The following is a 25,153-nucleotide window of genomic DNA, read 5'->3' on the forward strand; positions in this document are numbered from 1 at the left end:
AACCTGGATGAATATGCAACAATTGACGTTGTACTCGAGCAACAAAATCAAAGCAAAAAAAGCTGAAATGACAGGCATGTCGCGCGTTATCAACATTTTTTAAGATTCAACATGAAAAGAACTTGCAATCCGATGCTCTTTAGCGCATAATTCTTTTCTTGCAGTTACAGCGCGCCCGTAGCTCAGTTGGATTAGAGTACTTGGCTACGAACCAAGGGGTCGTGGGTTCAAATCCTGCCGGGCGCGCCACATTACTTAGGGCCTCCATATGGAGGCCTTTTGTTTTTTGTGCTGTTGAAACATACATAATTGACCTGTTGAATCGCAAAAACACTCGATTCAGAATGGCTGGCGATACCGTAAGCAGGAACAGGCGTTCAACCAGGATTGATCGGCGCGCGCGCCCCACTACCCCATACATGGGGGGAGCGTGTCACGCGCCCGCCCCCCGGTCTTATTGCTTTTAACCGCTTTTCGTCTCACAACCCGCACAGCGCCGTTTTCCCGTTTAACCCGACCATTCTCATGACGTCTGGCAGACATGCTATAAAATGGCCGCTACACCTCTTTGGGAGAAGGAAACATGTCCGTTCAAACATTTGGCCGATGTGCCGTTGTCTTGTCTCTCGCCGTCTTTGTCGCCGGCTGCGGTGGAGGCGCCAATAAAAAGCCGGTCGCTGCCAATCTCGGCAACGAGTGCAAATGGCACCGCAGCAGTTGCCTGTATGAAGCTCATACGAGCCGGGAGAGCGGGACTACGCAGAACAGGAAGCCAAACGCCTGAACGAGGCCCAGTCGATCAGGCTGGTTCACAGCTCCTGGCGATAACACCCTGTTTTTGCGCCTCACATAGCCAGGCCTGCACGTCAAGCCGTTACACGGCTTAGATCACGTCGCGCCAGTATCGGCGTCCCGCAAGGCCCCTAGCTGAAATAGACCAGACTGAACAGGGGCATGCACGATATGCCCGAAAGCCTATCAACTTGCCTTGTCGGGCTTGATTCTGAACCAGATGGAATACATCGCGGGTAAAAAAACCAGCGTCAGAATGGTCCCTGCAAAGGTGCCTCCTATCAGCGTGTATGCAAGCGTTCCCCAGAACACCGAGTGGGTCAATGGAATAAACGCCAGGATAGCCGCCAGGGCAGTTAAAATCACCGGTCGTGCACGCTGGACGGTCGCCTCCACCACGGCATCAAATGGACTGAGTCCTGCCTGTTCGTTATGATGAATCTGCCCGATCAGGATCAGCGTATTGCGCATTAAAATTCCGGACAGCGCAATCAGGCCGACCAGTGCGTTGATGCCAAATGGTTGCTGGAACAGCAGCAAAATCGGCACCACACCAATCAGCCCCAAGGGGCTGGTCAGGAAAACCATGACCATGGCCGAGATTGACCGGACCTGAAGAATAATGATAAGCAGCGTAATGGCCAGCATGATGGGAAACAAAGGCAACATCGCCGCCGTTGCCTTGCCGGACTCCTCGATGGCGCCAGCCTGTTCAATGCGATAGCCACCCGGAAGCTTGTTCATGATTGGCTCAAGCTGCCGGGTAATGGCCGCCGACACGTCTGGTGGCTGCAGATCTTCCGCAATGTCGCCCCGGACAGTAATCGCGGGCATGCGATCACGTCGACGCAAGAGCGGCTCCTCCATGCGCACATCAACGCTGCCTATTTGCGAAAGCGGAATCCGCTGGCCATCGGCAGCCGTCAAGGTAAAGTCACCTATTCTTGCAGGATCAAGCCGGACCTGGCCGGCCGAGCGCCCAACAACCTGCACCGTACGAATGTCCTCACGCACCGCAGTGATCGGAATGCCGCTAAACAAGAACTGCAATTGCTGCGCGACCAAGCTGGAAGTAAGCCCCAGCGCCTGCAACCGATCCTGCTGCAGGGCCAGGTGTAGCGTCGGCACCCGCATTCCCCAGTCATTATTGACCGTACGCATCATCGGACTGGCATTCATCACTTGCTGCACCTGGCTTGCGACCTGACGCAGCTTGTCGGGATCGGGACCGCTAATACGGTAAGCAACAGGAAAAGGCGAATAAGGACCAAAGACCAGTTGGGTAACGCGAACCTGCGCCTGGGGAGCCAGACCATCGGCGATCGCTTGACGCAATCTGAATTTCAACGCCTCGCGCTCGTCCGGGTTATCGGTGCGGACCACGATTTTGGCAAAAGACGGGTCGGGCAATTCCGGCCCCATTGCCAGATAAAAGCGGGGCGCACCTTGTCCGACATAAGCGGTGACAATTGTGGACTCGGGCTGTTGAGCCAACCAGGCTTCCACCTTGGCTGCGGTGTCACTGGTCTGCTCAATCGAAGTGCCATAAGGCATCTGCACCTCAACCAGCACTTCAGGACGATCAGATACCGGAAAAAACTGTTTCTTGACCACTGCCATGCCCAGCACAGCAACAACAAAAAGACCAATAACCGTAGCAGCAACCAGCCACTTGCCTTTGATCACCTGAGCAAGCAGTTGTCGAAAGCGGTGATAGTGCGGCGTGTCGTAGAGAGCACCGTGGCCGCCCTCTACTTTTTTCAGTTCAGGCAAAAGCTTCACACCAAGGTAAGGCGTAAAAACCACCGCTACCACCCAGGAAGCGATAAGGGCAATGCCAACAATCCAAAACATATTGCTGGTGTATTCCCCCGCGGTAGAACGTGCAAAACCGTTGGGCATGAAGCCAACTGCGGTAACCAGCGTACCGGCCAGCATGGGCGCCGCCGTATGGCTCCAGGCATAAGCTGAGGCGGTGATGCGACTATAGCCCTCTTCCATTTTCACCACCATCATTTCGATGGCGATAATGGCGTCGTCCACCAGCAGGCCCAGCCCCAGGATAAGAGAGCCCAGGGTGATGCGGTCAAAGTTCTTGCCGGTTGCAGCCATAATCACGAACACGATCGCCAGCGTGAGCGGCACAGCAGCAGCGACCACGATCCCCACACGCCAGCCCATGCTTACGAAACACACCAACATCACCACCAGCAAGGCAACGAAAAACTTGACCATGAATTCATCGACCGCTGAACTGATGTTAACGGCTTGATCGGTGACCTTGCTCAGACTCATCCCTACCGGCATATCGGTATTGATGGCTGCCACTTCCTTATCTATTGCCTTGCCCAGATCAAGCCCGTTCCAGCCGTCGCGCATCACGATACCCAGTAGCAGAGCGGGCTCGCCACCATTGCGGATCATGAACGTGGCCGGATCTTCATAGCCGCGTGTCACCGTCGCTATGTCCGATAGTTTCAAGGTACGGCCCTGTGCCAGGACAGGCGTATCGCGGATTTTCTGCAATTCATCAAAAGCCCCATCCAGGCGGATAAATACCTGGGGGCCCTTGGTTTGCACCGAACCGGCCGGCGTCAGTTCATTCTGGCTGTTGAGCGCGGCAAACACGGCCTGGGGGCTTACCCCCAGCGTGGCCAGGCGTTCGTGCGAGAAAGCCACATAAATTCGTTCAGATTGCTCGCCAACGATATTGACCTTCTTTACACCAGGCACATGCAACAGACGCTGCCGCAACTTCTCCGCATCACGCACGAGCAGGCGTTGCGGCTCTCCCCTGGCCTTAAGGGCAAACAGGGCAAAGGTGACATCTGCGTACTCGTCATTGACCATTGGGCCGATCACGCCGGACGGAAGATTGCCCGCCTCATCGCTGATTTTCTTGCGAGCCTGATAGAACGCCTCGCTCACCTCCGATGGTGGCGTGCTGTCAAGCAGGGTCACGGTAGTAAAAGCCAGACCGGGCCGTGTATACGTTTCACTGCGTTCATACCAGCGCAGCTCCTGCATGCGCTTTTCAATCTTCTCGGCAACCTGGTCCTGCATTTCCTGCGCGGTCGCGCCCGGCCACGCAGTAATAACGGTCATCACTTTGACTGTGAATGCCGGATCTTCCGCACGACCCAGCTGGAAAAAGGCGATGAGGCCGGCCACCGAAATCATGCAAATTAAAAACAAAGTTACCGAGTGCTCGCGTACGGCCAGCGCTGACAGGTTGAAACCGCGCTTGCTCACGGCTGACTCCCGTGCCCCAGGCTAACGCGCTGGTCGGCCACCCTGACCTTCTGGCCTTCATGGAGCAAATGGGCACCCAGCGCAACCACCCGATCGCCTTGCCTGAATGGACCGGCGATAAAAGCGCTATCGACATCCAGACGCACGAGCGTGACTTGACGCCAGTCTATGGTCGAAGACTCGCCGTTAACAACCCACACGCCCGGCCCTTTGCCCGAGTCAGATAGTGCACCTATCGGCACCAGCCAATCACTTGCAGCAGATCCTGGCTCGTCCGGGATCCTGACCGTGACCGTGGTGCCCAACGGCGCATCGGCGAATGCGCCCTGTAGTACATATCGCGCTTCGAACGTACGGGTCAGTCGGTCGGCAACATCCGATAGCTGCCGCAGTGTGGCCGGAATAACGACGTCCGGTTTGCTGAACAGGCTGGCCTGGGCGATAGCACCCACGTTCGGGCGCAGCGTTTCCGGCAACTGGATAACAGCCTCACGCTGCCCGGCGTGGGCAATGCGCACCACAACCTGCCCTGTGGCCACAACCTGCCCGGGTTCGGCCAGGGTTTCCATGACCACGCCATCGGCATCTGCCAGCAGCTGCGCATATTGATTCGCATTGCGGGCCACTTCTGCCTGGGCTTGCTCCGCATTCAGCTGAGCCTTGGCGGCATCGGCCGCCGCTTTGACCTGATCATACTCCGATGCCGATATGGCCCCGGTTCCCCGCAGGCGACGGTAGCGGGTTTCGTCTTCTGCCGTCTGCTTCGCACGTGCACCAGCGGCAGCGACAGCGGCCTGCTGCGCCCGGGCAGCCAGCTTCAGATCGACTGCATCAATACGCATCAGCACTTGGCCACGCCTGACGGTTTGTCCGGTATCCACCAGCCGCTCCAGTACCTTGCCGGACACCCGAAAGCCCAGATCGCTTTGCACCCGTGCAGCCACGGTGCCGGTAAAAGCGCGTGCAGCAGGCGTGGCGCGCTGCACCGCAGCCACACGGACCAACGGGATATCGGCACGCGGGTCAGCGCGCGTATTTTCGCTGCAAGCGGTGAGCAACAGCGAGAGCGCGCCAATAGCGGTATAGGTGGCGAGGCGGTACAGGCACATGAAAGTCCATCGGCAATTTGATGAGGACTTTCATTTTGCATTAAGTGACCATTTTAGTCAATAGTCACTATTCTACAAATTTGAGCAGATTACGGTGACAGACTGCGCAGTACCAGACTGGACAGCTGGGCTGGCGCTGCATCGGCATAATCGAAGTTGTGTTGCAACAACAGCGGATCCAAATACGGGCGCATAACCAGATAGATTGCCATGGTCGCTTCATCTACCGGCGTCTTGCGTTCAAAATCTCCGGTCCTGCGCCCTTCTTGCAAAATATCCGTAATCATGCCCTGGATGCGTTCCTCATAAACAAGCACCGCGTGCCAGCGCCCACCGGCGGCCGAGGACGCGATCTCATATAGTTTGCGGTCGCGGAAAAACAGCCGCAGACTGGCTTGAACACCCACGCTGAACATCCGGCGAAGTTTTTCGGGTGCACGCTCGGCATCCTCAACCGCCGTCCTGATCTCAGTTTCGATCTGGTTCAGGCAATGGGCACAAATGACTTCGCCAATGGCTTGCTTGGACTGGAAAAACTTATAGATATAAGCCTTGGAAAAGCCAATAGCCTTGGCAAGGTCAGAAACAGTGGTTTTCTCGTAGCCATAGTGGCTGAAATGCTCAGTGGCGGCGGCAACGATCTGATCTCTCACATCGTGATCAGCCGGGCCACGCACCGAGACGGGGGAAGTAATGGATTTGGTCATGAACGCAAGGTTACCTCATGCCGGATCATTCGACAACAAGTGACTATTTCGTATTTTAGACACTATTCATAACGAAATCCTCTTATTCACTCAATACGAAAGACCTGGTAGGTGCAGGTTGAGACCACGGCATCCCCCGGATCATCGGGCATGAGCATGAGTCATTGGCAATAGTGAACAATAGTTGCGGGCCAACTTGATACTCATCAAATATCAAATAATCTATTTTTAATATTGGACCAATATCGTATTTGTGATTATGCTTTTCCTATTCGGAAAATCATAATATGAACGACACCACTTCTTCCCCCAGTGCATTGGCCGGCATTACCATAGTTGACCTGACCTCCGTGGTCTTTGGCCCGTACGCCTCTCTGATCCTGGCCGACTACGGCGCGACAGTCATCAAAGTTGAACCACTACAGGGCGACTCCACACGCTATACGGGCCCAGCCTACCAGGAAGGCTTATCTGCCGTATTTCTGGGTTCCAACAGAAACAAAAAAAGTATTGCAATCGATATAAAAACTCCGGAAGGCCTTGAAGTGCTCAAGCGCTTGCTACAAGAAGCTGATGTCTTCATGCACAGTATCCGTCCGCAGAAACTGACCAAACTGGGACTGGACCCGGCCACGCTTACCCGACACAATCCGAAATTGATCTACGCGGCGCTGCTGGGTTACGGATCGAATGGCGCCTATAGCGGCATGCCCGCATATGACGATATTATTCAGGGCCTGTCCGGCATACCGGATCTGATCAGGCAACAGACCGGCGCCGTCCGTTATATGCCGATCATTGCCGCCGATAAAACCTGCGGCCTGATGGCTGCGCACGCGATTCTGGCCGCCCTCTTTCAGCGCGAGCGTGATGGTCGCGGACAACTGATCGAAATCCCGATGTTCGAGTCCATGGTCTCGTATGTGCTGGTTGAACATTTTTACGGACGTCATCTGGCCGACAAGGATCTGGACGCCGGCTATGTCCGGGTACTGTCCGAGTGGCGCCGACCTTACCAGACAACCGACGGCCATATTTGCATGATGCCCTATACCGATGAGCACTGGAAGCGGTTCTTTACTGAATCGGGGCATGACAAACTGGCGCAGGACGGCCGCTTTCATAGTATCAGCGCGCGCACGCAAAATATCAATCAGCTGTACGAGCTGACCGGCAGCATCGTTAAACGTCATTCCACCGCCCATTGGTTACAGTTTTGCCATGAGCAGGAAATTCCTGCGGCACGTGTCAATACGCTCAATGAGCTGGAACAGGATCCGCATTTGCAGTCTGCCGGTTTTTTCTCAGAGCTGACCGACCAGGGTCACCGTTACCGCTACACCAACAATCCGATCCACCTGTCCAATTCACAGGTGCCATTAAAAATGCCGCCACGGCTTGGCGAACACACTCGGGAAATTCTGGACCGGCTGGGCTATGGCCCGGAACAAATCGACCATTTATGCGAGCAGCATATTGTAGGCAGTGATCGGCCGGACCAAACCACTTAACAGGAGTATAAAAAATGCAAAACGACCCGAAAGTACTGGGCATGGGGTTTTACTGGCAGGATCTGCAAGTGGGCCAGAAGTTTGTTACCTTCAAGCGAACCATTACTGAAACCGATATCATCAATTTCATCAGTTGCACCGGCATGCTCGAAACCATATTCATTGACAAGACGTTCGATGCCGGTGCCATATCGGGCAGGCCTGTACCCGGTGCGCTCACCTACGGCATTATCGAAGGCATTCTCATGCAATCGATGGTTCAGGGCACCGGCCTTGCCCTGCTCGAGGTGCATAAAAAGATGCTGGCGCCGGTTATCGCGGGCGACACCGTGCATGCCGATGTCCTGGTCACGGGCATCAAACCGACCAGCAAGCAAAATCGCGCCGTCGTCGATACCCATATAGACATCAAAAATCAAAATGATGTGGTTGTGATCAGTTATGACGTCAAACGCATGCTGGCTGGCCGCCCGCAATAATTCAGACGTGATTTCTGCACAACAAAGCGAGCAACCATGCTGACCAATCTTGAACTTGCCCGGCTGCCCGACCAGGACGAAAACCTGCGACAACCGATACGCGCCTTCATCCAGGAAAATACGCAGCATATGACTGCGTTTGAACGCGCCCGATCCTGGATGGGGTTCGATGCGGATTTCAGCAAAAAACTTGCGCAGCGAGGCTGGCTGGGCCTTACCCTGCCGCAGCAATATGGCGGCGCCGACAAGGGCTATTTCACCCGTTTCGTGGTATCAGAAGAGTTGCTCGGCGCCGGTGCGCCCGTATCGGCACACTGGATTGCCGACAGGCAGAGCGGCCCGCTGATTCTGCGTTATGGCAGCCAGACACAACGCGACTTCTATCTGCCCAAAATCTGCCAGGCCGAAGCCTTCTTTTGTATTGGCATGAGCGAACCCGACTCGGGATCCGATCTGGCCAGCATCCGCACCCGGGCAATAAAAAATGATGATGGCTGGATGCTCAATGGCAGCAAAATCTGGACCACCAATGCGCAACGCTCGCACTACATGATCGCATTGGTGCGCAGCAGCGGTACCGCCCAGGACAAGCACAAAGGCCTATCGCAATTTATTATCGACCTGAGCTTGCCTGGCATCACCATCCGGCCCATTCATGATCTGGCCGGTGATGCGCATTTTTCGGAAGTGTTTTTTACAGACGTCCAACTGGCGCCAGATGCCCTGATCGGCCAGGAAGGCGCGGGCTGGGAGCAGGTCAACGCAGAGCTGGCTTTCGAGCGCAGCGGCCCGGAACGCCTGTACTCCAGCATGGCGTTGGTCGAATGCTTTATCCGCGAATGTCGACAACAGGGTTGGGACAGTCCGGTTATTCAAAGCACGGTGGGTGAAATCACAGCGCGACTGGCGGTGTTGCGCGCCATGTCGCTTGCTGTAACGGCAAAACTGGCCAAGGGACAAAACCCGGCACTTGAAGCCACACTCGTCAAGGACTACGGCACGTCGCTGGAACAGGATATTCCCAAACTGATTGACCGGTGCCTTGGCCTGTATCCCGCTCACATGCCGTCTACAGAGCTGATCAACACACTGTCATTCGTCAGCCAGATTTGCCCCAGCTACTCGCTGCGCGGCGGTACGCGCGAAATACTGCGCGGCATTATTGCACGCGGCCTGGGCTTGCGCTAAGGAAACAACATGGACACATTACTCGAAGATGCCCTTGGCGAACTGTTCGGTCACCTCACATCAGGCGCATCGCCTGGCCGGCAAATCACGGCCGAACAGCGCAGAGAAATATCAAATGAAATTGACGCCAGTGGCTTTGCCGACCTGCTGCTGCCGCAAGCGGCCGGCGGTAGCGGCATCAGCCTGTATGAAGCGGTTGCATTACTGAAGATGGAAGGCTACCACAATGTGCCCATACCGTTTGCCCAGACCGTGGTCATACGTGCCTGGGCACATGCGCACAGTGTGGACCTGCCCGACGGCATGTTCAGCTATGCCAGTGCGGCGCTACAAGTTGATGCGCAGGCCCGTTCGGCCACACTGCACAAAGCCTGGCATGGCCATTCGGTTGACCATATGTTGATCGCCACTGATCAGCAATGCTTCCTGGCGCACAGTCAAGATCGCCGGATTTTGCAGGCCTATCATGGCGGTCTGTTTGCAGCCGTGGCCTGGCCGGCGCAGAGCCTGACCAGGCTTGATCTGCACGAGCAAGCAGCACAAGATCTATTTAATTTGAGTGTATTTGCCATGCTGGCAGTAACGGTGGGCGCCATGGAAAAAGCCTTCGAACTCACGCTGGACTATGCTGCTCAACGCCAGCAATTTGGCCGGCCGGTAAGCAAATTTCAGGCCGTGCAGCATCAGATCAGCGAAGTGGCCGAACACGTGTGCGCTGCCGATATGGCATTGCAGATGGCCGCCACCAACAACGACAATGCTGTGACGGCACCGAATTCCCAACAACTTGCCATTGCGCAATTTCAAATCGCACATATTGCAGACAGAATTGCCGATATCGCACATGCCATACACGGAGCGATTGGCATCAGCCAGGAATACCCCTTGCATCAGTACACCCGCAGAATCCGGGAGTGCAAGTCCTGCTTCGGCTCCGCCCAGTACTGGGCGGCTGAAATCGGACAGCACATCCTGAACAAAAACAATGACACGCTTTTTGCAGTCCTGACTTCAGCCCTGGATGAACAATAAACAGGCTAGATGCCGGTTCCAGCGAGCCGGCCCGTTAAATACAGTCTGGCCATAAGCACGCTCACGCAGGTGCAGTCCACAATCACATGAGGAGACGATCATGTATTTCTGCAACACCCGCAAATCTGCCGCAGCAGCACTTCTTGGCTGTGCTCTGACCAGCTTTTGCAGCGCAGCCGCTGCCGTCAATATCACATGGCCACAACAGCCGGTAACCATGGTGGTGCCGTTTCCACCAGGTGGTCCGACCGACATCGTTGCAAGACAACTGGCGAAACAATTGGCGCAACGTCTTGGGCAACCGTTCGTAGTGGAAAACCGCGGTGGCGCCAATGCGACCATCGGCATGCAACATGTGGCCACCGCCAAGCCCGATGGCTACACCATCCTGTACAACACATCATCCATTGCATTGAGCCTGGCCCTGTACCCGGACTTGTCCTATGACCCCACGACAGCGTTCGATGCCGTATCGACAACGGCCAACGTGCCGCTGGTCGTACTGGTCAATCCAAAGATACCGGTAGACAATCTGCAGCAGCTCAAGGTACATGTCGCTGCACACAAGACGAGCTATGCCTCCAGCGGAATGGGCAACATCACCCATCTGGGTGGGTTTTTGCTCAACAAAGGACTGGATATTAAGGCATTGCATGTGCCATACAAGGGCAGCGCCCCCGCGATGGTCGATTTGATGGGCGGTCAGGTTGATTACATGGTCAACACACTAAATGATTCCCTGTCGGCCATTCGCGGAAAAAAAGTGAAGATCCTGGCGCTGGCAAGCTTGCAGCGTAACGAGCAAGTGTTGCCCGGCGTGCCGACTGTCGACGAAGCCGGCGTGAAAGGCTTTGAGATCGGCGCCTGGCAAGGCGTCGTGGTGCCACGCGGCACGCCACAGCCGATTATCGACAAACTGAACAAAACCATCCGGGATACGCTGGATTCTCCCGACTTCAGGGCAAACCTGCAAAAACAGGGAACAGAGACGCTTGGTTCAACACCTGAGGCTTACCGCCAATTTATCCTGCAGGAAACCAAACGCTGGAAACAGGTGGTGCAGGAAGCCGGCGTCAAATCCAATTGAAGCGAATGCATGTTGCAGCAGGCTCGCCAGCCAGCATACGCGTCATGACATTCAACATAGAACGATGGAGACAACATGAAAACATTCCCCTTAGCAGCGCTTTGGGTCACAGCCGTACTTGGCGCGTCGATTGTCCCGGCGGCCGGATGGGCTGCGTATCCGGAAAAACCCATCAAAATGATCGTCTCGTTTCCGCCCGGCAGCGGGACCGATACCAATGCCCGTTATGCGGCCAAAAACATGTCCGACAAACTCGGGGTTCCTGTCCTGGTGGAAAACAAACCCGGCGGCAACAGTTTCATCGCCGCCGAAGCCGTAGCCAATGCCAAGCCTGATGGCTACACCCTGTTGTTTGCCAGCAATTCGCCCGTCGCCACCAATGTAGCGATGTTCAAGTCCCTGCCCTACGACCCGGTCAAGGGTCTGACGCCACTGGCCAAACTCAGCTTTGGCGCAATGGGCGTTGCCGTCAATGCATCTGCACCTTATTCGTCCATTCCCCAGTTGCTCGAGTATGCAAGAAAACATCCCGGGAAAATGAACTACGGTAGCGGAAGTGCTTCCTATCGGATTGCAACCGAATTATTTCTGTCCATGGCACAGATTAGCGCCAGACAAATTCCTTACAAGGGGGCAGCACCAGCACTCACCGACCTGGCTTCAGGCCAGGTGGATTTTGTATTTGCCGACTATGGCGCCATACTGCCGCTGGCCAATGCAGGGAAAGTCAAAATCATTGCCGTCACCGGCACTGATAGACTGGCCAGCGCCCCGTCCATTCCCACTTTGAAGGAACTGGGCTATCCTGACTATTACATGGTCAACTGGACAGCAGCGTTCGGCCCTGCCGGTCTGCCCGATAACTTGCGCGATCTGCTAAGCAAAACCCTGGAGGACATTTATCAAACGGACGATGCCAAAGCCTTTCTGGCAAAAATCAACTGGGAAGCATTCCCTGGCGACGCAGACGATTTGGCCCGCTTTCAACGGACCGAAATTGAACGCTGGTCGCAGGCGGCGGCGCGCGCAGGTATTGCCAAACAGTAAGCTTGCCGGCGCAACATCAGCCACAGTTCTGCCAGGCTTGATAAAATCGCTCATACTGTTGCCGTAATGCCTACCGGCAACGCCCCAGGTATGCGATTATCAGGATATTCAAATTGGAACTGCGCCGTATCAGACATTTTGTCGTGCTCGCCGAAACGCTGAACTTTCACAAGGCAGCCGAAAAACTGCATATTGCCCAGCCCCCGCTTTCGGTCTCGATCCAGAAACTCGAAGCCGAACTGGGGCTTGCGCTGTTTCTTCGCAATCCCAAAGGCGTGTCGCTCACAGAGGAAGGCGCGCATATTCTGCCACTCTCAATTCGCCTTTTGCAGGCTGCCGAGCAGGTGGAACAAACGGCGCTTGAAATCCGCGAAGGCACCAATGGCTCGTTGCGTATCGGCATTGTCGGCTCAACCACACAACAGCTGTTCCAGAAGCTGGTATCGGCATTTCGTACGTCATATCCAAAAATTTCGCTCTCGTTCAGTGAGGCCACCTCGACACAAATCGTGCAGGCAGTCAGTTCGGGTAAGCTCGATATCGGACTGATCAGAACGCCGATATTGGCCAGCGCCGATGTCAATATGCAAATTCTGGAGAACGATCATTTCATTCTGGCGCTGCCCGAGGGGCACCCGTTGGCCACCCAGACGGTACGCCTGAGCGATCTGGCCGACATCCCATTCATCGTCTATTCGTCCGAGCATGCCCGCGGTCTGCACTACGCGATGATGGCTGCATGCCAGTCTGCCGGCTTCTCGCCAAAGGTATCCCAGGTGGCCGTGCAGGTGCAGACGGTACTATCACTGGTCGAAAGCAATTTTGGGCTGGCCCTGGTGCCGTCGGTGATGGAAAACATCAACCGCTATCGCATCATCTACAAACGGCTTGAAGACGAATCGACTATCAAGCGTATCGGCTATGGATTGGTATACAGGCAGGAAACCGAATCCATGGCTACCTCCAGATTTAGGGCGCTGGCTTCGGATATGTCGGTTCGCACATGATAGCCGAATACTGAAGCTCATTAGAGCTATCACGAACTGCGCTGCTGGAACTCCAGCTGCTTGCGTAACCGGCCGAACACTCGCAAGGCATTGCCGCCCATGATCAGTTCACGCTCATCAGGCGTAAGCCAATCAATGGCATCGATATATCGTTTCGTGTCATCATAATTAAAACCGGTTTGCGGATCCAAGCCTTTGACTGCACCAATAATTTCCGAGGCGAACAAGACATTCTCGTGAGGTATGACGTTCAACAGCAACTCAATGCCAGGCTGATGGTAAACGCATGTATCAAAGAACACGTTTTCAAGCAATGTACTCAATGGCGGCCGGCCCATGTTCTGGGCAAGACCGCGATAACGCCCCCAGTGATATGGCACGGCCCCACCCCCATGCGGGATAATCAATTTGAGTGTAGGAAAATCGCGAAACAGATCTGATTGGACAAACTGCATGAAAGCAGTTGTATCTCCATTTAGATAATGTGCACCGGTGAAATGAAAATTGGGGTTGCATGAGCAACTGGTATGAATCATTCCGGGAACGTCCAGTTCAACCATTTTTTCAAAAAGCGGGTACCAATGATGAGCGCTCAGAGGCGGATCTGTCCAATAACCATCAGTAGGATCTGGATTAATATTGCAGCCTACAAATCCAAGTTCCTGCACACACCGTACAAGTTCAGATACGCAATTGGCAGTGCTTACGCCTGGTGATTGCGGCAGTTGACAAACACCGGCCAGCTTGGTCGGGAACAGGCATACTGCGCGATGAATCAAATCGTTGCAATGCCGTGTCCAAAGCTCACTAGTGCGTGTATCACCTATATGGTGGGCCATACCACCAGCACGAGGAGAAAATAAGGTCAGATCGACCCCACGTTCCTGTTGAATACGCAATTGGTTTGTCTCCAGGGATTCGCGAATCTGCTCATCGGTAATATGGCGCATTCGCTCACACTCGCCACCCGGATCTTCGGCCAGCATGGCAATCTGGCGCTTTCTGAAATCTTCAAGCGCTTTGGGCGCCGTCGTATAGTGTCCGTGGCAATCAATAATCATTCCCCATCCTATTAATTCATGCAATGCCAGGCAAGTCTACTTGTTTACAGGCAGTTGATTGGATTCAGTATCAGTTGGCGCGAAGGTTGGCCTTTTCTACTACCTTCTCCCATTTGTCGACCTGATCAAGATAAAACGTACTGAATTGTTCGACCGTTCCGCCACCAATTTCAATCGCCATTTTCTCCAGCTTACTTTGGACTGTGGGGTCTTTCAAGGCATTGTTGATGTATGCATTAAGCGTCTGGACGATTTCAGGTGCAGTCGCTTTTGGCACCGCAAATCCCCACCAGACTTTTGCCTCTAGATCGGGATAACCGAGCTCTTTGGCGGTAGGAACCTCAGGCATTTGCGCAATGCGCTTATCATTGTCAACCATCAAAGCGCGCAACTTTTTACTTTCCACCTGGGGTACGGCCTCCAGAGGATTGAGAAACATAAAAGAAACCCGACCCGAAACCAGATCAAGTTTGGCTGGTGCGCCTCCCTTGTAGGGAACGTGCAGCATGTCGGTACCGGTCGTTATTTTTAGCAGCTCTGAGGCCAGGTGGGGCGCGCTTCCACTACCAGACGTGGCAAAAGAAATGGCACCCGGCTTAGCCTTGGCCTCACTCAACATTTCAGAAAATGTCTTGTACGGAGAATTCCGAGTAACGACAAGGATTAACGGTGCATAACCTACGTAAGCGACCGGAGCAAGATCTCTGACCTCATTAAACCCCCGCTTGGGATACACCGCCGGGTTGGTAGCCAGGCCGTTTGCCCCAATCAATACCGTATAACCGTCAGCCGCAGCCCTTACCACTGCCTCGGTGCCAATATTGCCATTGGCTCCAGCCCGATTTTCCACGATCACCGGTTTACCGGTTTGGGCATTAATACTGTCCGCAAAAATTCGGCCTAATGTATCAACGGCCCCCCCTGGCGGAAAGGGAACGACCAATGTAATCGGTTTTTCTGGATACGCCGCGTTGGCCGGCACGCCAATGACACTAAAAGCCGCAATGACGCATATGAGAAATTTCCTGACTAGCTGTTCGGTGATATGTTTCATGAGCTTGTCTCCTGCTGTTTTTATGGTAACTGGCGGTATCACTGCCCTCAAATCTGTAGCGAAACAATTGTTTTTTCACCACCGGGCCATGCTAATAGTTCTTCGTTTCAAATAAAAGAAGCATTTCAGACTAGCTAATATTCCTAAAATACATATCTGAACTAGGTATTGAGCGCCGTATTTGACCGGAACAACAAGACATCGCCGGCACCCTAGCCAGTACCTCGAGAATGGTTGCCCACAATTTTTTGCAACAGTTCGCAGGTGCGAACGACCAGTGTTGTGCGAGGTCGGTCCGCTGAAGTAGCCATAACCAGTGTACTGATCATGCGCGGAGCGGCAATACGACGCATATGCAGATGTTCCTTTGCGTCGCTGATCGCCACGGCGTGATCCGTCGCTATGGCAAACCCCTCATTTTGCGAGACAATTTTAACGATCGTTGCTACCGCGTCAATTTCAAGCGCAATGTTGGGCTTCAACTGCATGTTGGCCAGCCGGGTCTCAACCATCATGCGCAACGGATGTGGTCGACAAGGGATGATGAGCGGCAAGCTTGCCACTTTGCGCAAGGGTATCGATGGACCAATGGCCGACGCTTCCCTCTCCTTGTACGCAAGCAATAGAAGGTTATCCTTGCGAACCGGATATAAATCGAGGCCAGGAGACGGTAACGGGTCGTGCAACAAGGCAATATCGATCCGCCCCGCCTGTAGCCATTCGTACAGATGGATAGTCAGACCTTCGGTGATACATAGGCTAGCTTTCGGATATTGCTCTCTGAATGCTCTTATAAAAGGAATGCTTAGCGCCCGAGCTGCGGCGTAAGGAAGGCCAATAGTCACACGTCCAAGCGCGCAGCCTCTGGCATCGTCTACATCATGACGGGCATGCTCAAATTGCGTCTGGATTATCCGTCCGTGTGCCAGCAACCGTTTACCTGGTTCGGTGAGAGACACACCGCGTCCATTGCGGTAGAACAAAGTCTGCCTGAGTTCTACCTCCAGGCCTCTGACTTGCCGGCTAAGCGCGGGCTGCCCTACGCCAAGCACCATCGCTGCTTGCGTAAAACTGCCTAATTCGGCTACACAAATAAAGCACTCAAGCTGCCGCAAATCCATCGCCCACTCCTTTAAGAATAAACCGGCGTCAGAAATGGTTATACCATTATGCTTGAGCACATGTCGTACAGATATTATGCGGCCATCACGTCAATAGCGCTGCCAAGATAAAATTAACAACGTCGGGGCAGCGCTTATGATGGCGGCATCACACAGTTGCTTGTGGCAACTATCAATATTGCCAACAAAAAAGCGCTGAAATACCAACTATCACAGTTGGCATTCAACGCTCCGGAAGGCTGTTTTGAACCGCCCTCACCCGCTTACACGCCTTGTCTAATCACATCGCTTAAACACATCAACTAAGCTCATCGCGTAAATCTTTGCCTAGGCCATTGATCTACGCCAGTCACTTGAGCCAGACGCATGTGCACGCTCGCGGGCGATCTGCCGGATTCAGGGTCAGGCTTCGCCTTCGCCGGCTGCCGGCTCGGGTGCATTGCCTGCACGCACTTTTTCTTCAATACGACGCCCGACGTCTGCATCAACGCGCTTCCAGTAATCGAAAGCGCGCTCCAGAACCGGACTGCGCACGCCTCCCAGCAAACTGCCGGCCACCTGCTCTACCAGCTTGCTGCGCTGATCATCATTGAAGACCTCGCGAACAAGCGTGCCGGGCTGGCCGAAATCATCATCTTCTGCATGAAGCGTATAAGCTTGACGAACCATATCGCCATCCGTTTCCCAGCCGTCGTCCATTTTCCCGGTGGCGTCTGCCCAGTCACGTCCCGCACTGTTAGGCGCGTAAACAGGTGCATTACCGCTATGCTCATAAGCCATCTGACCATCGAACATATAAGTATTGACGGGAACTTTAGGGCGGTTCACCGGCAATTGATGAAAATTGGTACCGATCCGATTACGCTGCGCATCGTTGTATGCAAAGGCGCGTCCGAGCAACATTTTGTCCGGAGACAGACCGATACCTGGAACCACATTACCGGGCGAAAATGCAGCCTGTTCGATCTGCGCAAAAAAGTTCTCGGGATTGCGATTCAGTGTCATCGTGCCGACCTTGATCAGCGGATAATCCTTATGCGACCAGGTTTTAGTCAGATCAAAGGGGTTGAAACGATACTTGGCCGCATCGGCATAGGGCATGATCTGCACCGACATCACCCAGCTCGGATGCTCGCCGCGAGCAATGGCATCAAACAGATCACGCCTGTGAAAGTCGGCGTCCTTACCCGCCATGTCAGAAGCTTCGGCGTTACTGAAAAATGCCATTCCCTGGTTCGTATGGAAATGATATTTAACCCAGAATTTTTCACCGGCGGCATTGACCCACATATAGGTATGTGAACCGTAACCGTTCATATGCCGCCATGTGCGTGGCAGCCCACGCTCACCCATCAGATAGGTAACCTGGTGCGCTGTTTCAGGATTGCTGGTCCAGAAGTCCCACTGCATATGATTGTCGCGCAAGCCGGAATCAGGCAGCCGTTTCTGACTGCGAATAAAGTGCGGAAATTTCATCGGATCGCGCACAAAAAATACCGGTGTGTTGTTACCCACCAGATCGTAGTTGCCCTCGTCTGTATAGAATTTCAGAGAGAAGCCACGCACGTCGCGCCAGGTATCAGGCTGCCCGCCTCGCCTGCTACGGTAGAGAACCGTGCCAGCATCTCGGTCTTACAGCCTTTTTGAAAGACTGCAGCTTTCGTGTATGCAGAGACGTCTTCCGTCGTTTCGAACTCGCCAAATGCGCCGGCACCCTTTGCATGTGGCTGACGCTCCGGCACTTTTTCACGGTTAAAGTGCGCCATTTGCTCAAGAAAATGAACATCGTGAAGCAAAATGGGCCCGTTTGGTCCGACAGTAAGCGAGTTGCGATCACTTTGCGCAGGTGCACCTGCGCCTGTGGTAGAGCCAGTAGCGTTTTTTTTGCTGGATTCATTCATGGAAAACATCTCCTGTTGCACAAAAATAAGCAAAGCCATCTCTGTAATGATCGGCTTCACACCGTTAATATAAGCCATTTCCGGCGGCAATTGGGAAAGTCTATCCTACTCATGTTCCATCTAATCGAATAGCGGCTGGCCGCGGTCTTTTCTCCTGAAACACAGTGGCCTTCTTTGCAATTTCATGGCGGCAGGGGCTATCATAGGCCGTAAAGAGTCATTCAATGCTCTGGAGCCGGCACATCTCTGCGACCGCGGCGCGTTGCTATACGCACCCCGCGCCTGGCTACCGGCTGGAGCCGCCCAAGCAAGAATGAATCCGATCCGACAGCGCAATAGCAAGGAATACAATGGGACTATTAATCGATGGAAAATGGCAGGATCAATGGTACGACACAGCCGGTAGCGGGGGACGCTTTGTCCGCAGCGATGCGCAGTTTCGTCACTGGGTCACCGCTGACGGCAGCCCCGGGCCGAGCGGCGATGGCGGGTTTCAGGCCGAAGCCGGACGCTACCATCTATATGTATCGCTGGCCTGCCCATGGGCAAATCGCACTCTGATCCTGCGCGCACTCAAAGGTCTGGAAGACAAGATCAGCGTGTCTGTTGTCAACCCATACATGGGGGCCAAGGGCTGGACGTTTGAACCGGGCGCGGCGTCGTGGGCGATCCGGTTGGCAACGCCCGCTATCTTTATGAAGTCTACCTGAAAGCACAGCCCGACTATAGTGGTCGCGTCACGGTGCCGGTTCTGTGGGACCTGGAACGCAACACCATTGTGAACAACGAATCAGCAGAAATCATCCGCATGCTCAATAGCGCATTTGACGACATTGGCGCGACACCAGTTGACTTCTCGCCTGCTGCGCTGTTGCCGCAAATTGATCAGGTCAATGCGCGAATTTATAACAGTATCAATAACGGCGTGTACAAGGCGGGCTTTGCGACCGACCAGGCAGTTTATGAAAAAGAAGTTATGAGCCTGTTTGCCACACTGGATTCGCTGGAGACTGAGTTAGGTCAGCAGCGTTATCTGCTAGGGCAAACCGTGACCGAAGCTGACTGGCGCCTGTTCACCACCCTGATCCGCTTTGATGCGGTATATCACGGCCATTTCAAATGCAATCTGAGGCGACTGACCGACTACGCAAACCTGTGGAGCTACACCCGCGAGCTTTATCAATGGCCGGGCGTGGCCGCCACTATTGACTTTGAACATATCAAGCAGCATTACTATCAGAGCCACCAGACCATCAATCCGAATGGAATCGTCCCGTTAGGTCCGGTTCTGGATCTGGACCGCCCGCCCAGCCGTAAGCTATAAAGCAGCAAGCCCTACCTCCTGCCCCACCGCTTACACTCGGCGTGCCGGTCGCCGCAATATGATGTATGCAATAATTCCTATGGACAGGACAATAGCGGACATCAGAAAGGCCGAGGTAAAAATATCTTGGCCCTGCAAATTAAAAATATCATGAGCCTTGCCCGAGATCCACTGCATAAATGATGCGCCAAGAAACAGCGACGTGTTAAATAGCGCAATGGCGCGCCCTTGCATGTTCTGCGGGTACACCTCTTTGGCGTCAGCCAGCTGCCAGACGGTATTGCTGGCGGCCACTGCAATTACCACGATTGCCGCGATACTGAGCCACAGCTGCTGGCTATACGCCAGGACAACGAACGCAATCACCAGAACCCACGGCTGAACGCATAAATACGCGTAGCGTTTGCCTGGACCCGGATCCAGGCGACCGAACAGCATCGGGCTGAATACCGAAATAATGGACAGCAGCAGGGCCAGGTTTCCTGCAAAAACCAGGCTTGCGTGATGACGCTCGACCAGTAACGGCCCCAGCCATAAGCCTCGCAGCGTCAAAAACGCGGCATAAATGACGAACACCAGCGACAGAATACCGGGCGTTTCCCGAATTTTCAGCAAGGCCTTATAGCCCGATATTGAACGCACTGCCACAAGGGTCTTCTGTTTAAGACTGAGCGATGATGCCTCCAGACCGCTGTCCACATTACGAACGCCAAAATAAATCAGCAGCCAGGTCAGAAAGCTCAAGACAGCCAGAATATAAAAGCAACTACGCCAGCCGAAATGTCCCACCAGCCAGGCGGTCGGTGTCGCTGTAAAAATCAAGCCCAGACTGCCCGATCCCAAGGCAAAGGCATACATCATTGAGAACTGCTTGCCCGAAAAATGCCGGGCCATCAGAACGATACACGCAAGAAAGGCCGGCGCACAGCCAAAGCCAATCAAAATCTGCCCCCACTGCAGCATTGCCGGAGACACGGCCATGGCAGACAGCACCGCGCCCACCACTGAAAACGGAGAAACAACAAGAATGGTCTTTCGAATACCAAAGTTGTCGATCAAAATACCGATCACTACCTGCAGGCAGCCGAATGCAATATGAAATGAACCGATCACCCCGGCCAGCCTGTCGCTATCGAGCATGAACTCGGTCTTCAATGGGACCGAAAGGATACCGCCCACAGTACGATAAGCCTGACTCAAAATAAATCCGGACAACAGAAAATAAAGCATGAGCTTGACTTTATTTATTGGAATCGACTGCGTATTCAACGGATGCCTCTGATTGAGATTTTTATGATCGAAGTTTTAATTGTAACGCACCGCAGCATGGACATTGCCCGACCATCTGGAGAAGATCGTCAGTCCCCATTGGCCAAGCGTCGGTAATATATGCAAAGTACTCACTGAACATTGGGCATTGGCAGTTCGACGATTTTGAAGAAATAAGCATCAGAAACATATAGTTTTGATCAATAACCCGAAAGCAACGTTGATCAAATATTGGCAATGGCTAGTGTTCCCGCATGAACAAAGCAACGTATCGTGTGTAAAATATTCCGGAACACCCCTTCAAAAGTCAAACATGTCTGCGCCAGTGCTCTCTACCTCTCGTTTAATTTTAAGGCCATGGCGCGATAGCGATTTGCCTGCCTTTGCCGAACTGAATGCCGATCCGCAAGTGATGCGTTATTTCCCCGCTGTGCTGGATCGACAGGCGAGCGACGCCCTCGCTGCGCGAATACGCGACCGCCTTGACACCACGCAATTTGGATTTTGGGCAGTGCAGATTACCGGTGTGACTGATTTTGCCGGGTTCATCGGGTTGTCCGTGCCCTCCTTCGATGCCCCGTTTATGCCCTGTGTGGAAATTGGCTGGCGTCTCGCCCGTCCTTACTGGAAAATGGGCTACGCCAGCGAAGGCGCACGCGCTGCCCTCGCCTACGCCTTTGACACCTTACGCTTGCCACAAGTCGTGGCTTATACTGCAGCAATCAACACGCCGTCCATCTTGGTCATGCAGCGATTAGGCATGCGCCACCATGCCAGTGATGATTTCGGGCATCCCGCGTTGCCCGAAGGTCACCCGTTACGCCAGCATGTGCTCTATCGCGCGACCCCGCCTTTTACCAGATAACCCGCTGGAGAATGATTGCCATGGCCGCTTCTGAACACATTGACGATCTGATCGCAAAACTGGCAGACTGGCGTGGCAGCATGCTGGCAGAGCTGCGCAAGACGATTCTTGCCGCCGACAGTAACATCGTCGAAGACTGGAAATGGATGGGCAGCCCGGTATGGTCTCGCGACGGCCATATCGTGGTTGGCAACGCACACAAGAACAAAGTCAAACTCACCTTTTCCCAGGGTGCCCATTTGCCCGATCCCGAGAAACTCTTTAACGCCGGCCTGGACGGAAAACAGTGGCGCGCTATTGACCTGTTTGAAGGGGATAAAATCAATAAGCCAGCACTAAAGAAGCTTATCCAGGCCGCGATCCAGTTTAATCAGCAAAAGCAGCAAGCCCGGCAATTGAAAAAACACCGGGCAGGAAAAACTGATTAAACAACGCAAGCCAGAGTTGGACAGTCCCGCTAAAACAATCACGATTGCAATCGCTAGCTGCCCGACTCATGCCTCGCTGCTGCCGTTCAATCTGTTCCAACGCTAATACCGCTGGTCAATCAATCTTCCGCTCCAAGTACAGCGCTGGCCAGTTCCATCAGAACGGGGCTGAGTCTGCTCACAATATCGACTACCGGCAGATGCGTATTAACGCTGACATTCAATACATGAACGGGTTGATATTTGAAACGCAACGGCGTTGCCAGCGCAATCACGTTCGGTTGCCAGGATGCGGCGCAGAAACCAGATTTTCGCACCTGCCGCAAGGATTGCTGAATTTGCCGTTCCAGCGAAGCCCAGTCTGCATGGCGACGCAGGTGCAAGCGTTGCATCAACTCATCGCGCGCCTGCGGTGTCATGCTTGCCAGATATGCCCGGCCCAGTGAAGTCAATTCAATGGGTACCCGCTGCCCTGCGACTACATTGCGCAGCGAAACTTTTCTGTTGAAGCGCACCGATTCCAGATAGACCATTTCATCGTGGTCTATCACTGCTATACCCACATTGATTTTGTGCGCTTGGGCAACGCGCTGCATCAGCGGCCCTGCAATTTTCAATACCGGCGATCCTGAACGCATAGCGTGCCCAAAGCTGAGTAACGGCGCCGCCAGGCGATAGGCTCGTTCGCGGGCATCGTAATCAAGCATTCCAGTGCGCACCAGTGTTTGCGTCAAGCGGCTGACCGTTGCCGGCGCCAGGCCTGTGCGTTCAGCCAACTCACTGTTCCCTATCAAGTCGGCGCCTGGACGGAACGCCCGAAGAATGTCGATCCCACGCTCCAATGAACGATTTTGAGCCGGTCGACCCAGTCGTTCCTGCACTTTACTGCTGACCATATGTCCTCCTTGTCAATTCCATCCAGTGAAATTGAGTTATTACTTTTGCCAAGTTTAACGCATAAACTGCAATCGTAATATTGATACGCCAACACAAGTTTGGGGCGCTGCAAAGCAGTACCTGAACAACCAGACAATGACAGGAGACCTCATGAAAAAAAGAAACATATCAAGTGCTTGCCTGAAGGCAGCCTTTGTGGCCATCACCGGCCTGACAGCAGCCCTTGCGGGCCAGGCGGCACATGCAGCCTTTCCGGAGCGGCCGGTACGGCTGATCGTCCCCTTCGCCCCTGGTGGCGGCACGGATATGATCTCCCGACTGCTGGCAGAAGGCATGGCGCGCGAACTGAAACAGCCGGTGATAGTAGAGAACAAGCCCGGGGCAGGCACCACAATCGGCTCGGATGAAGTGGCCAGGGCGCGCCCCGACGGATACACGCTGCTGATGGCGACTTTTGCCCATGTCGTTAATCCTTATCTGCATCCCAAGCTGCCTTACGATACAGATAAGGCATTCGCTGCAATCAGCATGATCGGCCATTCTCCCAGCGTGCTCGTGGTCCGGCCCGACAGCCCGATCAAATCTGTAAAGGATCTGATCGAGACAGCAAAACAAAAGCCCGGCACGCTCACCTATGCCTCTCAGGGCGTCGGCACCTCGGCGCATCTGGCCGGTGAACTGCTCGAATCTCTGGCAAAAATAAACATGTCGCATGTCCCTTATCGGGGCGCAGGGCCGGCGCTCAATGATCTGCTGGGCGGCCATGTCGATACGATGTTCGGCACCGCCGCTGCGGTAGGCCCATCCCTGGAAGCGGGCACCTTGCGGGCACTGGGTGTAACCACAGCCGAGCGCTCTCCTGCACTGCCGGACACTCCCACCATTGCCGAAAGCGGGGTGCCCGACTATGTGCTGGACAGTTGGTATGGCCTGTACGCACCCGCCGGTACGCCACCCGAGGTCATCGCGACGCTGAATGCCGCTGCGCATAAAGCCGCCGCCACCGAGACATTCAGAAAAAAAGTTCAAGGCGAGGGCTTGGTGATCTCAACAGGCACCCCCAAGGCACTCGAAGACTATATCAAAGGCGAACAAGCGCGTTGGAAAAAGGTAATTTCATCCAGCAATATTACGCTGGACTAGTCACAATCGAAACAAAGGAAGCAGTGATATGACACACACATTGATCAACGTCCAGGTGCAATCCGGTATTGCAACTGTATTTCTCAATCGGCCTGAAAAACGCAATGCCATGAGTGACGATATGCGGACCGAGTTTATCGAAGCTCTGGAACAAATCGCGGCCGACAGATCCATTCGGGCGCTGGTTCTGACCGGCAATGGCAAGGGGTTTTGCGCAGGCGGAGATATCGCTGGCATGCAGCGACGCATGCAGGCAGCACCCGGAGAGGTCGCCATCAACGGCTGGAGTCGCCAGCAGCGCGTTCACCATGCCATATCACTGCTGCATACCATGCCCAAGCCCACCATTGCCGCGGTCAATGGTGCGGCCTCAGGCCTGGGCGCCGATACCGCCATGAGTTGCGATTTTATCGTCGCCTCGGAAGCCGCCACATTCAGCTGGTCATATATTAATCGCGGCCTGATTCCCGATGGCGGCGGTATGTACTTCCTGCCGCGACGCATCGGCCTGCCCAAAGCCAAGGATCTCATATTCAGCGGACGCACCATCGCCGCACAGGAAGCATTGACTTTGGGGATTGCGGATCGCCTGGTCTCGCCCGATGCATTATTGGACAACGCACAGCAATGGGCAAAAGAACTGAGCGCGGGTTCAGGCACTGCACTGGCACTGGGAAAAACCATTTTGAATCAGACGTTCGAGCTGACTGCAACGCAGGCATTTGCCCAGGGAAGCCAGGCCCAGGGCATCTGTTACACCAGCACCGAGCACCGGGAAGCCGTGATGGCATTCCTGGCCAGGATGGCCGAAAAAAAGACCGCCAAATAACGGGAAAGCAACACAATCATGAATGCAATATCACGTCTTATTCGGCCACG

The 25,153-nt window shown here is 54.2% G+C and carries 19 protein-coding genes, 1 tRNA gene and 2 pseudogenes; 13 read left to right on the forward strand and 9 right to left on the reverse strand.

Annotated features, from left to right (window positions below; all coding sequences use genetic code 11):
• The first annotated feature begins 171 nt into the window (after window positions 1-171).
• A tRNA-Arg gene (locus TKWG_RS13600) sits at window positions 172-249 on the forward strand.
• Window positions 250-978: 729 nt separating this feature from the next.
• On the opposite strand, the gene TKWG_RS13610 is transcribed toward TKWG_RS13600, so the two are convergent.
• The 3 genes from TKWG_RS13610 to TKWG_RS13620 all read right to left on the reverse strand — a co-directional run bounded on the left by TKWG_RS13610 (window position 979) and on the right by TKWG_RS13620 (window position 5,860).
• Window positions 979-4,044 carry an efflux RND transporter permease subunit gene (locus TKWG_RS13610; protein ID WP_014751381.1) on the reverse strand — a complete coding sequence of 1,022 codons (3,066 nt, stop codon included), beginning with the start codon at window positions 4,042-4,044 and terminating at the stop codon, window positions 979-981.
• A complete protein-coding gene (locus TKWG_RS13615) occupies window positions 4,041-5,153 on the reverse strand; it encodes an efflux RND transporter periplasmic adaptor subunit (RefSeq protein WP_014751382.1) in 1,113 nt (370 codons plus the stop codon). Before TKWG_RS13615 ends, TKWG_RS13610 begins: the two co-directional genes overlap by 4 nt.
• A gap of 89 nt (window positions 5,154-5,242) precedes the next feature.
• Entirely contained in the window at window positions 5,243-5,860 is a 618-nt protein-coding gene (locus tag TKWG_RS13620) for a TetR/AcrR family transcriptional regulator (protein WP_014751383.1), read from the reverse strand.
• 287 nt (window positions 5,861-6,147) lie between these two features.
• Here TKWG_RS13620 and TKWG_RS13625 point away from each other — a divergent pair, with 287 nt between their 5' ends.
• The 7 genes from TKWG_RS13625 to TKWG_RS13655 all read left to right on the forward strand — a co-directional run bounded on the left by TKWG_RS13625 (window position 6,148) and on the right by TKWG_RS13655 (window position 13,211).
• Entirely contained in the window at window positions 6,148-7,371 is a 1,224-nt protein-coding gene (locus TKWG_RS13625) for a CaiB/BaiF CoA transferase family protein (RefSeq protein ID WP_014751384.1), read from the forward strand.
• 14 nt (window positions 7,372-7,385) lie between these two features.
• Window positions 7,386-7,850: a MaoC family dehydratase gene (locus TKWG_RS13630; RefSeq protein WP_014751385.1), complete on the forward strand. Its 465-nt coding sequence runs from the start codon at window positions 7,386-7,388 to the stop codon at window positions 7,848-7,850.
• A gap of 36 nt (window positions 7,851-7,886) precedes the next feature.
• Complete coding sequence (locus tag TKWG_RS13635) at window positions 7,887-9,038, forward strand: acyl-CoA dehydrogenase family protein (RefSeq protein WP_014751386.1); 1,152 nt, start codon at window positions 7,887-7,889, stop codon at window positions 9,036-9,038.
• A gap of 9 nt (window positions 9,039-9,047) precedes the next feature.
• Window positions 9,048-10,070 carry an acyl-CoA dehydrogenase family protein gene (locus tag TKWG_RS13640; RefSeq protein ID WP_014751387.1) on the forward strand — a complete coding sequence of 341 codons (1,023 nt, stop codon included), beginning with the start codon at window positions 9,048-9,050 and terminating at the stop codon, window positions 10,068-10,070.
• A gap of 100 nt (window positions 10,071-10,170) precedes the next feature.
• On the forward strand, window positions 10,171-11,157 hold the full coding sequence (locus TKWG_RS13645) for a Bug family tripartite tricarboxylate transporter substrate binding protein (RefSeq protein ID WP_014751388.1): 987 nt from the start codon (window positions 10,171-10,173) through the stop codon (window positions 11,155-11,157).
• A gap of 75 nt (window positions 11,158-11,232) precedes the next feature.
• A complete protein-coding gene (locus tag TKWG_RS13650; RefSeq protein WP_014751389.1) occupies window positions 11,233-12,204 on the forward strand; it encodes a Bug family tripartite tricarboxylate transporter substrate binding protein in 972 nt (323 codons plus the stop codon).
• Between the two features lie 113 nt (window positions 12,205-12,317).
• Window positions 12,318-13,211: a LysR family transcriptional regulator gene (locus TKWG_RS13655; protein ID WP_014751390.1), complete on the forward strand. Its 894-nt coding sequence runs from the start codon at window positions 12,318-12,320 to the stop codon at window positions 13,209-13,211.
• A 29-nt stretch (window positions 13,212-13,240) separates the two neighbouring features.
• Here the strand turns inward: TKWG_RS13655 and TKWG_RS13660 are convergent, their stop codons facing one another.
• The 4 genes and pseudogenes from TKWG_RS13660 to TKWG_RS13675 form a co-directional block, all read right to left on the reverse strand.
• Window positions 13,241-14,272 (reverse strand): amidohydrolase family protein, encoded by a 1,032-nt coding sequence (locus tag TKWG_RS13660; RefSeq protein ID WP_014751391.1) that lies wholly within the window; start codon window positions 14,270-14,272, stop codon window positions 13,241-13,243.
• Window positions 14,273-14,342: 70 nt separating this feature from the next.
• Window positions 14,343-15,326 (reverse strand): Bug family tripartite tricarboxylate transporter substrate binding protein, encoded by a 984-nt coding sequence (locus TKWG_RS13665; RefSeq protein ID WP_014751392.1) that lies wholly within the window; start codon window positions 15,324-15,326, stop codon window positions 14,343-14,345.
• Window positions 15,327-15,538: 212 nt separating this feature from the next.
• Window positions 15,539-16,447: a LysR family transcriptional regulator gene (locus TKWG_RS13670; RefSeq protein ID WP_014751393.1), complete on the reverse strand. Its 909-nt coding sequence runs from the start codon at window positions 16,445-16,447 to the stop codon at window positions 15,539-15,541.
• A 402-nt stretch (window positions 16,448-16,849) separates the two neighbouring features.
• Window positions 16,850-18,348, reverse strand: a pseudogene (locus TKWG_RS13675) (catalase).
• A gap of 350 nt (window positions 18,349-18,698) precedes the next feature.
• On the opposite strand from TKWG_RS13675, the pseudogene TKWG_RS13680 reads away from it, so the two are divergent.
• Window positions 18,699-19,672, forward strand: a pseudogene (locus tag TKWG_RS13680) (glutathione S-transferase family protein).
• A 30-nt stretch (window positions 19,673-19,702) separates the two neighbouring features.
• Here the strand turns inward: TKWG_RS13680 and TKWG_RS13685 are convergent.
• Window positions 19,703-20,902, reverse strand: coding sequence for an MFS transporter (locus TKWG_RS13685; protein ID WP_041709529.1), 1,200 nt, complete (start codon window positions 20,900-20,902; stop codon window positions 19,703-19,705).
• A gap of 352 nt (window positions 20,903-21,254) precedes the next feature.
• Here TKWG_RS13685 and TKWG_RS13690 point away from each other — a divergent pair, with 352 nt between their 5' ends.
• On the forward strand, window positions 21,255-21,806 hold the full coding sequence (locus tag TKWG_RS13690; RefSeq protein WP_041709531.1) for a GNAT family N-acetyltransferase: 552 nt from the start codon (window positions 21,255-21,257) through the stop codon (window positions 21,804-21,806).
• A gap of 20 nt (window positions 21,807-21,826) precedes the next feature.
• Window positions 21,827-22,234, forward strand: a complete 408-nt coding sequence (locus TKWG_RS13695; protein WP_041710310.1) for a DUF1801 domain-containing protein — start codon at window positions 21,827-21,829, stop codon at window positions 22,232-22,234.
• A gap of 119 nt (window positions 22,235-22,353) precedes the next feature.
• Here TKWG_RS13695 and TKWG_RS13700 read toward each other — a convergent pair whose 3' ends face one another.
• A complete protein-coding gene (locus tag TKWG_RS13700) occupies window positions 22,354-23,130 on the reverse strand; it encodes an IclR family transcriptional regulator (RefSeq protein WP_014751397.1) in 777 nt (258 codons plus the stop codon).
• A gap of 151 nt (window positions 23,131-23,281) precedes the next feature.
• Between TKWG_RS13700 and TKWG_RS13705 the strand changes: the two genes are divergently transcribed.
• Together TKWG_RS13705 and TKWG_RS13710 are read left to right on the forward strand one after the other, a co-directional pair.
• Window positions 23,282-24,274: a Bug family tripartite tricarboxylate transporter substrate binding protein gene (locus TKWG_RS13705; protein WP_014751398.1), complete on the forward strand. Its 993-nt coding sequence runs from the start codon at window positions 23,282-23,284 to the stop codon at window positions 24,272-24,274.
• A gap of 28 nt (window positions 24,275-24,302) precedes the next feature.
• A complete protein-coding gene (locus TKWG_RS13710) occupies window positions 24,303-25,103 on the forward strand; it encodes an enoyl-CoA hydratase/isomerase family protein (protein ID WP_014751399.1) in 801 nt (266 codons plus the stop codon).
• The last annotated feature ends 50 nt before the right edge of the window (window positions 25,104-25,153 follow it).

The organism is Advenella kashmirensis WT001 (genome assembly GCF_000219915.2).
Lineage (GTDB): Bacteria > Pseudomonadota > Gammaproteobacteria > Burkholderiales > Burkholderiaceae_B > Advenella > Advenella kashmirensis.